This is a genomic window from Acaryochloris sp. IP29b_bin.148, from assembly GCF_028285565.1.
In the GTDB taxonomy this organism is placed as follows: Bacteria; Cyanobacteriota; Cyanobacteriia; order Thermosynechococcales; family Thermosynechococcaceae; genus Acaryochloris.
The window spans coordinates 1-11082 of record NZ_JANQOY010000223.1; the positions used below are offsets into that span (position 1 = coordinate 1).

General features: G+C 44.7%; 9 protein-coding genes and 1 pseudogene. 8 read left to right on the plus strand and 2 right to left on the minus strand.

Translation table 11 applies throughout. The annotated features are described in order from the left end of the window. Positions 1 to 258: pseudogene (locus Q0986_RS20130) on the minus strand (hypothetical protein); the annotation flags it as partial. Between the two features lie 746 nt (positions 259 to 1004). On the opposite strand from Q0986_RS20130, the gene Q0986_RS20135 reads away from it, so the two are divergent. The 7 genes from Q0986_RS20135 (at position 1005) to Q0986_RS20165 (ending at position 9271) form a co-directional block, all read left to right on the plus strand. Continuing rightward, the gene (locus tag Q0986_RS20135) at positions 1005 to 1916 is read left to right on the plus strand and encodes a glycosyltransferase family 2 protein (protein WP_299414882.1); all 912 of its coding nucleotides are present in this window, start codon (positions 1005 to 1007) and stop codon (positions 1914 to 1916) included. Positions 1917 to 1976: 60 nt separating this feature from the next. After that, on the plus strand, positions 1977 to 2615 hold the full coding sequence (locus tag Q0986_RS20140; RefSeq protein ID WP_299414884.1) for a class I SAM-dependent methyltransferase: 639 nt from the start codon (positions 1977 to 1979) through the stop codon (positions 2613 to 2615). Positions 2616 to 2720: 105 nt separating this feature from the next. Further along, positions 2721 to 4004 (plus strand): glycosyltransferase, encoded by a 1284-nt coding sequence (locus Q0986_RS20145; protein ID WP_366918640.1) that lies wholly within the window; start codon positions 2721 to 2723, stop codon positions 4002 to 4004. Between the two features lie 257 nt (positions 4005 to 4261). Further along, on the plus strand, positions 4262 to 5410 hold the full coding sequence (locus tag Q0986_RS20150; RefSeq protein WP_299414888.1) for a phosphotransferase: 1149 nt from the start codon (positions 4262 to 4264) through the stop codon (positions 5408 to 5410). After that, the gene (locus Q0986_RS20155; RefSeq protein WP_299414890.1) at positions 5407 to 6687 is read left to right on the plus strand and encodes a glycosyltransferase family 4 protein; all 1281 of its coding nucleotides are present in this window, start codon (positions 5407 to 5409) and stop codon (positions 6685 to 6687) included. The genes Q0986_RS20150 and Q0986_RS20155 overlap by 4 nt, the downstream gene beginning before the upstream one ends. Before the next feature lie 20 nt (positions 6688 to 6707). After that, positions 6708 to 7841, plus strand: a complete 1134-nt coding sequence (locus Q0986_RS20160) for a glycosyltransferase family 1 protein (protein ID WP_299414892.1) — start codon at positions 6708 to 6710, stop codon at positions 7839 to 7841. Positions 7842 to 7864: 23 nt separating this feature from the next. Then, positions 7865 to 9271, plus strand: coding sequence for a hypothetical protein (locus tag Q0986_RS20165; RefSeq protein WP_299414894.1), 1407 nt, complete (start codon positions 7865 to 7867; stop codon positions 9269 to 9271). Positions 9272 to 9315: 44 nt separating this feature from the next. On the opposite strand, the gene Q0986_RS20170 is transcribed toward Q0986_RS20165, so the two are convergent. Further along, the gene (locus tag Q0986_RS20170) at positions 9316 to 10509 is read right to left on the minus strand and encodes a glycosyltransferase (RefSeq protein WP_299414897.1); all 1194 of its coding nucleotides are present in this window, start codon (positions 10507 to 10509) and stop codon (positions 9316 to 9318) included. Positions 10510 to 10687: 178 nt separating this feature from the next. Between Q0986_RS20170 and Q0986_RS20175 the strand changes: the two genes are divergently transcribed. Further along, the gene (locus tag Q0986_RS20175) at positions 10688 to 10960 is read left to right on the plus strand and encodes a hypothetical protein (protein WP_299414899.1); all 273 of its coding nucleotides are present in this window, start codon (positions 10688 to 10690) and stop codon (positions 10958 to 10960) included. Positions 10961 to 11082: the final 122 nt, after the last annotated feature.

An 11082-nucleotide genomic window follows, 5' to 3' on the forward strand; every position in this document is an offset into this window, starting at 1 on the left:
ATTCTCATAGAAATGACTGATTGAACTCCAGGCTCTTTCAGCACTCGCTTGTCGAGCCATAGAGTTGAGTTGCTTAGCAAACGGAAAATCATTGGCAAGAACTCTACACAACTTGTTTAAGTCGTATTTGCCCGTACCTTTGTGATCCATCCAAAAGCGCAAGCACTTATTACGAATGAATTGAGCTGTTCTGATCGCTTCATCAATTGCACTCGCTTGATGCTTACTGGTTCTTGCCTTGAAATCTAGTACAATCATACTAGCATGTTCGGCATAACAATATGCTGGGAATGAAGTGCCATACACATCTCCCACTAACATTCGTATAGTTGGAGTCTTCACGCACATTTTTTGGATAAAGTAAAAATTTTTGATTTTATTTTATAGGATTAAAATTATTCTATAAATCAATTGTTATAAACCAATATTTTGGGGGCAACCTAGATCAAGAATAATGAAATACTAGCGTTTTAGACACTAGAGGCTTAATCTTTACTTAACTAATTACCCAGCAAAAAATATATTGATTTAATCCAAGCTTAAATCTGGATTAACTCTTAATTAATATTTGCTTTATATACTCTTTAGAAGTTGTTCCTAACCTAAAAAATTTATAGTTATGAATAACTACAAATCAATAACTATATATTGCATGGGTTCTTCTTGTGAAATTCCTTGAAATACTTATTTTGACTATATGCTCATTTAGCAAGATATTGGTTATTTTATAAAATAATTTTTAGCAATTCTCAAGCATGATATTTTTTGAGATATCTGTTCCTCCAAGGTATAAATTTTCTGAATTTAAAAATAAGAGAACTAAACAGAAGACTCTGACTATGTAGTCTAAATTATTGATATCTAAACTTTAATTAGAAACCTTTTCTCCGAGAGAAAAGCATTTCCTGCTATTAATTTATATATTTCGATATCCTATAATCTTTATCTTTGAAAATTTTGATATTAACGCTTAGATATTTGAACGTGGCTTACATTAAATATTGATGGATAAAAATTCTCTTTTGGGCAAAGAACCCGTATATATTTTAATCCCAGTTCATAATCGCCGGGAAACTACACTAGAGTGCTTGAAGCATCTACGACAAACAGGAGTATCAAAGAAATATCATGTTGTCGTTATTGATGATGCTTCAACAGATGGCACCGCAGAGATAATTGCTGAATTATATCCAGATACACTCATTGTTCCCGGTGATGGAAATCTTTGGTGGACTGGAGCCATTGCTTTGGGAATGCAATATGCAGCCGAGCGCAAGGCCACACATTTTATTTGGCTTAACGATGACTGTGTACCTGTGGGAGATACACTATTTCGAATCGTTGACTATATGTATTGTCATCCTAATACCATTGTGGCTCCTACCTGTTATGTTGAAACACCAGAAGGACGTCTGGTCAAACAGGATAATGCCTTTATTGGCAGAAGAGGTTTTGCTGCATCACCTGGAGAGATTTTAGCTGCAGAAGGTCTTTCAGGATGGTGTGTAGGAATACCTGCTGCTGTCTATCAAAAAATTGGTGTTCCTGATGCGAAGAAATTCCCTCACTATTCAGGGGATGATACTTATATTTATCGGGCTACTCGAGCTGGTTTCCATGCCTGTGTTGTGGGTGATATCGAAGTAAGGCTATTGGGCATCGTGCATCCCAAGCTCGCTTTTCAAAATCACTTTGATGCGGACTTTAAACCCTTAAGCACTTTTAATTCTCTATTTCTAAGCAAGAGATCACCCTATCTATTGACGACAAAATTCCACTATTTTGTAGAGCGATATGGCATACCTGCTGGAGTTTTTTTATTTGCGATTAAATTTTTTTCCTGGCTATTTAAGTGGCTATACCTAGAAGTATCCATCAATTTCAATAAGCATTTTATTTCAAGATTTCAATCTTAGTTTTTCTGTGACTTAGCTAGATATATTAATCCTTGGAAGTTATAAAAGGAGACATGTATTATGGTTCATACTCTAGGCAAGTACGAAATCCAAAACACATCATGTAATGCTTCTGAATTTGATCCATATACAGTCGAGAGATATCGACAGTTTTATAAACACTTTCCTGCTAATGCAAACAAGGTTCTCGATGTTGGCTGTAACACAGGCAAAGGTGGATTAGCCCTTTATGAAATGGATGCTTCTTTATCATTATCTGGCCTAGATTGTTCTCAAAAAAGGCTGAATATCTTGCCTCATTGTTATACAGAAGGAATTTATGGGCTTTCTAATGAAATACCGACACAAGATAATTCTTTTGATGTCATTGTAGCGGGTGAGTTTCTTGAACACTTATATCCAATCGATGTGGATAGGACAATCTGTGAATTTCAAAGAGTACTGATAGTTGGCGGCAGGCTAATTCTGACAACACCTAACCCTCACTATATTAAAAACAAACTGACGGGTACATCTGTTTATACCTATATTAGCCATCTGACTCAACATTTCCCAAGACTTTTAAAGTCAAGACTGATGATGCATGGATTCTCAAACGTTAGAATCTTTGGCTCAGGTAAAGTCTCGCGATATTTAGGCTCACGCTTTCCTTTTAGATTTCTATATGGCAGCTATCTTGTTGCTGCTGATAAATACTAGCGTTTTGCAACGAATTTTGATGCTAGTTACAAAATATTCTTTCAACTCAAAGAAATATCTCGATTTGCAGTTACAGAGTTATTTAAAGCGCAAAAGGCTATACCCATGAAAGTTTTAATGTCAGCATATTCCTGTGAACCAGGACAAGGATCTGAGCGCGGCGTAGGGTGGAATACTGCACGGGAAGTGGCGAATCACCATGAGGTTTGGGTGCTGACTCGTCCGGATGAGAGCAAAGAGGCCATTGAAGCCGAGTTGGCTGCAAACCCAGTCCCCAACTTACACTTTATCTATTTTAACTTGCCATTCATCGGCTGGTTGTGGCAATTGAATCAGTCTGGAGCCATGCAGATTCATTATTATCTGTGGCAAATTCAAGCCTATTTCGTGGCCCGACGGTGGCATCAGCAGATTGGGTTTGATATTGCTCACCACGTTACCTTTGTAAAATACTCCAGTCCTTGTTTTCTGGCGTTTTTACCCATACCGCTAGTTTGGGGGCCTGTAGGGGGCGGTGAATCGGCACCAGAGCCCTTTTGGCGTGACTTTAATAGACTCAATCGAGTCTACGAGATAGTGAGAATTCTTTGGCGAAGGATTGGCGAATTAGATCCGTTTACTCGATGGACTGCGCAGCGTAGTGCGATCGCATTTGCCACAACCAAAGATACCGCGCAACGCGTGCAGATGTTGGGTGCTCCATCGGTTCAATGTCTGTCTGAGTCAAGTCTATCTGAAGCCGATATTCAGCAATTAGGCCAACTTCCTCCCCCTGATGTCGGACCAGTGAGATTTATTAGTATTGCTCGACTACTTCATTGGAAAGGATTCCATCTGGGATTGCAGGCTTTTGCCAAAGCGAATCTTGCAAATTCAGAGTATTGGATTTTAGGGGATGGCCCAGAACTAGCGCGACTTAAGCAGCTCGCCCAAACTTTAGGCATTGCCGATCAAGTCAAGTTCATGGGGCGTCTACCACGAGAACAGGTATTAGAAAAGTTGAGTGCCTGTTCTGCTTTGATCCACCCCAGTCTCCATGATTCAGGTGGGTGGGTTTGTTTAGAAGCGATGGCGGCAGGACGCCCCGTAGTCTGCCTTAATTTAGGGGGGCCTGCACAGCAAGTGACAACAAAGACAGGGATCAAGGCTTCAGCCGATTCTCCCGAAAACGCCATTCACGAGATGGCCATCGCCCTGCAAACGTTAACAACCAATCCCGACGATAGAGTAGCGATGGGGCAAGCTGGAAAACAGAGAGTTGCAGAATTGTATACCTTGAGTGCGAAAGGACAGTTCTTTGCCAACCTGTACGCCAAGGTTCTTCAATCTCCAGATTTCAGCAATCTCTCGCTCCCTCTGCCATGGGTTGTCCCTCAAAAAGCTGGATAAACCTTTATCATTGGCCCTTATTGGGCCAGCATCTTAAGCCTAGCCCCTCAAAAGCTCCTACCTTAAAGCTTTTGAGGGCTTTTTGCATTCAGTGATCACAGGTCAGAGAGGCTTACGGGAACGGTCTATTGCTCGGCACTTCATCACTTCTTCTTCAAGCATTTAGAACAGGTGATTTGCCAATATCTGTATGGATACTTGTCAAGTCCAAAGGTTACACTATGGGTATCTTTAACCTTTGATTAACCCGATAATAAGTGCTTGATAACCTATTTATTGAGAAGATTATTTGCCAAGTTTTTTCCGAGGACTTATCGCTAACATGGGATAACTCCCATGACTTGCCTTTAGAAAATCGTTTTTGGCTGATCAGCAGCGCCAATGAGCCTCGTTGGCTAGTCCCGCACAATCCGAAATATGGCTTGTCAGTTCTACAGCAATGGCGCCCCTATAGCACCGCTTCATATTTGAAATGGCAGCTATTACTAATGGCGTATCGGGCCGGTAAATTGCACCGGTTACCTGGAACTATTCCTGTGGGAATTGCTGCTCCCACTGCCAAATATTGGAAATGTATGGGTTATCCCAATGAGCAGCATTTGGTTCCTACGATTTACATTGGCACGCCAGGGGTGACGCGTAAGGCAGTTGTCTCATTGGTTAATTCTGAAACCAACGAGATTGCCTCTATTGCCAAATACTCTTTGGGGAGAATGGCAGAGAAAACGATTTTACGAGAGGCCGATATCCTCACCCACTTTATTGCTGAGAAGCCGGGTCTATCTCCTCATCTGCTGTATGTTAATGAGCAAACCGGGATTTCTGTACAAACTGCTTTAGAAGGTCGACATGTGAGCAAGCCACTGGCACAAGCCCATATCGACTTACTATCTTCCCTCTCTCGACCGGGAATAACCCTTTCTCTACAGCAGCATGTTGATCAATTAAATCAACGTCTTCAGACGCTGAAAGACAGGGTCGAAGTCTCTGCACGACAAATGGGCGAAGCCGTCTTGAAACAGATAGACGACCCTACCCCCCTCACCGCAACTTGGATTCATGGTGATTTTGCACCTTGGAATTTGAAGTGGGTGGATCGCCAAAGACTGGTTGCTGTTGATTGGGAAGATGCACGACCCGATGGGCTGCCTCTCTATGATTTATTCCACTATCAATATATTCAGTCGCATCTTCTCCGGGCGCGCAAAAATATTTTAGACTTGACGTGGAAGCATCCCGTCGTCAGTCGTTACTTGGGATTTCTAGGGATTGATCGACTTCAATATAATCGTTTAGCTTTGTACTATCTAACCGATATGTGGATCAAAAGCTTGGAAAGGAACAAGACAGCAGATGGGAATTTCTTTAAACAAGAAATCTCATATACTTTACAAGGCGTTCTATGAAGGTGTTGCTCTCGGCCTATTCATGTGAACCAAATAAAGGGTCAGAACCGGGAGTTGGATGGCGTTGGGCGATTGAGTTAGCCGATTTAGGGCATCAAGTATGGGTAATCACGCGAGCTAACAATCAGCAGACGATTGAACAAGCGCTATCTGCTAAAGCCCGTTCTAACTTGCAGTTTGTCTACTATGATTTGCCCGCTTGGATGAGAACCCTGAAAAAGGGGCCAGGGGGCATCTATTTTTACTATATTTGTTGGCAATGGGGCATTTATCAAGTTGCAAAATCCCTGAGCCAGCAGATCGAATTTGACTGGGTCCATCACATTACCTTTGGGGTATTACGTCAACCCTCATTCCTGGCTTTTCTAGATCTCCCCTTTATTCTAGGACCCTTGGGCGGGGGAGAGCGGGCTCCCTATGCACTCCGTCAGAGTTTTCAGCTCAAGGGCCATATTTTGGATAGCTTGAGAGATTTATTCAATCTACTGGTAAAAATTGATCCCGTTTCCCATGCTGTGTATCGGCGATCTACGGTCATTCTCTGTAAAACCCAACAGACCTTAACCAGCATTCCGCAGCGATACGAAGACAAATGTCGTGTGTACCTTGAGATTGGTATTGACTCACCTGCTACCACCCTATCTAAGGAACAACAATCCGAAACCTGGACACCAGATGCTCCTTTTCAAGTGCTATATGTGGGGCGTCTAGTGTATTGGAAGGGGCTCCATTTGGGATTGCAAGCCTTTGCCCAATTTCATCAACAACGACCTGAGTCAACCTTGACGGTGATTGGGAGCGGCCCCGATGCCAGTTGGTTTCACCAGTTAGCAACGCAATTAGAGATTGATTCAGCCATCCACTGGATTCCTTGGATGGACCAAAGAGAGCTAATGCAACGCTATGCTGCCCATAACGTTTTTTTATTCCCTAGCCTCCATGACTCTAGCGGGAATGTTATTTTAGAATCTCTGGCACAAGGTTTACCTGTGATTTGCCTTGATTTGGGGGGGCCAGGTGTTTTGGTTGATCAGTCCTGTGGCAGAGTCGTGAAAACAGCCGATTTGGATGAGCACGCAGTGGTTCAGGCCCTGGCCGATAGACTCAAAGTTCTATCTGAAGACGTTGCCCTATTGGCTCAATTGCAGGAAGGAGCTTATAAACGCGCAAGAGAGTATCAGTGGAGCCAGCTGGTTCGTCGGCTGTATGTGCCCATTGAACAAGGTACGTTCCTCAGGACCTCTGCTAATCAGCAGCACAGCCGCAACGCCATCTAGAACAAAGTGGTTTCTTAAATATGCATGTCCTCATTGCAGTTTTGCATAGGCCGACCAAACCAACAGGTGTCTGTCGACACGCCGCTAACCTAGCTCGCTGTCTGGTTGAAACCGAGGAAGTGACCCAAGTTTCTTTTGTCACGGGTACTTGGCAAAAAGAATACTTCGAAACGGTTTTTAGGCTATCTTCCCCCAAGATCAAGGTCATTGGTGTTGATATTCCCAATCGATCAATCTCCAGAAATCTTTGGTTTTTGAATGGACTGCCTGTATTGGCGAATCGTCTGCAGCCGCATATCGTTCACTTGTCGTTCCCTTTGCCCTTTGTGCGATCGCGTTTTGATTGTCCTGTTGTGGCCACCATTCATGATCTCTATCCCTATGAATGTCCGGAGAACTTTGGTCGCGTTCAATCTATTTTTAATCGTTTGTTTTTACGTCAATGTATTGCCCAAAGTAATGGGCTGACCTGTGTCTCTCAGGAAACCTTGAAAAAACTCAAGTTTTTCTTCCCCAAGATACAGGCAGAATTAGCTGTGATCTATAACTCAGTTGATTTTACGGATATTGTGCCTCAACCGCCAGAGGCATGGGTCGGCGAACAAAATCTCCCCTTTCTGCTCACCGTGGCGCAACATCGAAAGAACAAAAACCTTCATATTCTGATTCAGGCGTTTGCCCATTTGTTACAGCAACACCAGCTAGCCCCAGAAACCCTACTGGTATTAGTGGGGAGTCCCGGTCCTGAAACAGAAAATCTTCAGCAGCAGATCGCAACACTACAGCTCCAGACGCAGGTGTTGTTATTATCGTCGGTCTCGGATGGCGTGTTGTGCTGGCTATACCAAAATTGTCGCCTTTATACGGTCGCTTCTTCCACGGAAGGCTTTTGTCTTCCCCTGGCAGAGGCGCTACATCTTGGCTGCAAAGTAGTGTGTTCCGATATTCCGATTCTGCGAGAAGTTGCGGGTGAGGATTGTGTTTACTTTCGGTTGGACAGCAACTCAGTTGAGAACTTAGAGCGAGCCATCTCCGAGACAATAAACCCATCTGCGCCTGTTCAGGCCGTTACCCGAAATCGCTTCTCTCTGAGTGCGATCGCAACTCAATATCTCCAGCTTTACACCCAAATTTGCCAACAGCTACCCTCCTAACTCCCAAGTAACGAAAAAGACCTATGTATCCATCAGACCTAACCCCTGGATGGCAACAGCAGAATATCCGGGAACCCAAGAAGTGGTTATACGACGGCACCACACTTGTCCTGGTCGCATTCTCTGTAGCATTTTTCTCTCGAATTTTTTGTTCCGTCACGCGAGCACCCGCTGCGCTGAATCACGCCCATTTTGTTGTTGTTCCTGTAGTTGCCGCCATCATTCTAACGACCGCCAAACCCAAAAATCGGCAACAACTTAGGATTACCCAAACCTTCCTTGCTGGGCTGATGATTTTGTTCACGGTGACAGTGGCCAGTGCGCTACTCAACAATGCCGGTATCGTGAATGCCCTCTTAAGTTTCCTGATGCTCGGCAATCCTTTTCTACTGTTGGCATCGATCGTCTTTTTGCCGATGTCTGCGCGGAGCTTTGCCAGATTTCGGAAATGGATTATCCGATCCTCCTTTGCCAATATGGCCTTGGCTTTTTGTCAATGGCCCCTCCTGAAAGCCGGCGTGATTGCGGCCGATGGGTTAAATGAAGGAGATGGCATGGGAGGGGTATTCTTCGTGTCTGGCGCGGGGAATTATGTATCGGCAACGGTCTCAATTTACTTCGGGATCTACTATCTATTGTTTGCCAAAGCAGCTCCCCTCTGGCTAAGAATTAGTATTTTAGGCGCAGCCCTTTTTCAAGTTCAGTTATCCGATTCTAAACAGGTTTTAGTGGCCTTATTTGGGGGTGGGATATTACTCGCATTTACGACCATGAAAGATATCAGTAAGGCATTGATGTATGCCATTGGCATTATTTTAATCATGGCTGTGTTTTATTGGTGTATTTACAATATCGATGGGTTGTATGCTTTTCGGGTCTATCTTGATAAGGACAATGTTTGGGGGCTGGACGGAGAAGCTGCTTACATCAAGCCAGCCGCTTTTCGGATTATTCCCACCTATTTCCATTCTTTCCTGAATTGGCTAGTTGGACTCGGTCCAGGACATACGGTCGGGCGCTTAGGTGGATGGTTATTAGAAGAAAATTGGGAAATCTTTGGCGCTTTAGGTGCGACCCGACATCCTGCCAGTGAAGCCGTTCTGGCGGCCTACTTCGGGAATTGGCTAGCGTTGGAGTCGACGATATTTTGTCCCCTATTTGGTTGGGCAGGTATCTGGGGAGACTTAGGATTACTGGGACTCGGTGCCTACCTTTTTCTAGGCTATATTGTTTGGCAATGCATATGCCGTGATAATCTCTCCAGATTGATGATGCTCAGTGTTCTGGTGTTTGGCTTTATTTTTACTCAAATAGAAGAACCGGGTTTTATGCTGTATACCGCTGCCTTAATTGGACTCTGTTGGCGTGAGCAAAGAATGGAGACCCCCCAATCGTGGAGTTCGACCGTGCTGTACTATCACACACCATAAGGAAGAGATGAGAGCTGAGGAATGATCCCAAGATTAGCCCGACTTTATCGGGCAGGGTAAACCCTTCCTTTCCAAGCCCCCCCTTGTCCTTGCCAGTATTGTCGTGCAGAATCAAGAGTCATCAGATTGTAGAGCAGTGCAATCACAGGTAGCGACACAGCCCATAACGGCGAGCGTTGATAGAGCCGAATTGTGGGCAGATAGGCCATGGTCATTAAGACCCAAGTGACTAGTCCCACAAGGGTAATGCTGATATTGCCCAACACTACCCCGAGCAAAAGGCTAAAGGGCGGGACTAGGTAAACCAACAGCATCCCCAGAACGGTGCCGATCAGGAGCACGATTGAGTAATGGAGCTGGGTGAAGGCTGTGCGCGCCACCATTGACCAAATGCTGTCGAGGGTATTGTAGGAACGCAGACTGTGGGTGGAGGTGCTCAGTCCCAGCCAGATATTGCGGTTGGGTTGGGAATTAGGCGTTAATTTGATCGCCGCCGCCAGCGCACAATCATCAATCAGAGCTTCCCGGATCGCCGCAATACCACCTGCGGCGATTAACGCGTCACGACGGACTAAAATACAGCCTCCCGCAGCAGCTGCCATCTGGTTCTGCGGCTGATTGACCCAGGAAAAGGGGTAGAGTTTTTGGAAAAAGAAGACAAAGGCAGGAATCAGAAGTCGCTCCCAAAGGCTCTGGCAGCGGAGCAGAACCATCAAGGAGACCATGTCTCGTCGTTCCTGTTCTGCTTTAGTCACTAAGCAAAGAAGTGAATTGAGCCCATGTTGAATATCAGCATCTGTGAGTAGGAAATAGGTGGGGGCCGACTCGGCTAGGACAGTTTCAATCCCTTGATGCATGGCCCAGAGTTTACCAGACCAGCCTGGAGGGAGGGGCGTAGTTTGAAGGATTTGTAGCTGGGAAGGCTGGTCTAACTCGGCAGCGATTTGTTGAGCAATTTCTCCTGTTCCATCGGTGCTTTGGTCATCGATAAGCAGAACGTTGAAGGGGCCTGGATATGTTTGCTGTAGGAGCGATCGCAAACTCACAGGCAACACTTCGGCTTCATTACGAGCGGGCACGATAGCACAAACGCTGGGCCATTCTTGCTGATCTAGAGGTGGCGGTGTGGGATCCAGGACTGGATTGGCCCGCCAAAACTGACCTCGAAAGAGCAGGAGCCCCACCCAAATTAAACCTGAAAGTGAACTAATACCCAGCCAAAGGGTGGCGACACTCATGCCTTATTCCTACCTAAAGTTGATTGACTATCATGATTTGTTCCCATGCCACATCAGCTTGAGCAATCACTACGATACATTGATTGTAGTTTCTCAGGATTTTGAAAAAGTGCGGTGGAATCGCAACCGCAAGCGGTTGATCAGCACTTTGCCCTTACCCTAGTTCTGGAGTTCGTTTGTGAAGCGTCGAAAGTTTCTATTTCTGATCATTATCATCCCTGGTATCGCTGGAGTGGTGATTTTTGGGAACTCGGCGCTGACAGATTGGGAACAACTCAAAATCGACTACCGAGCATACAAGGAGGTTCTCCAACGCACAAATGATTTAGCCATCCTCTTTAAGGCAGAAGCGGCTCAAAATATTCAGCGCATCAATTTATTTGCAGACGGAGTCTGGACATTATTGAGTGGGATTCTCGCTGCAATTGGTCTTCATGGTTGGCTGACCTAGGTTTACGCTCCTTTTATACCGTCCTAAGTAGGTAAGGCTCGAAAAGCTGCTGTAGATTTCGAAATGTAAATTCTATCAAATCTTATACAGAGAAAGGTTTTCAGATTAGTTCATAAAATGAA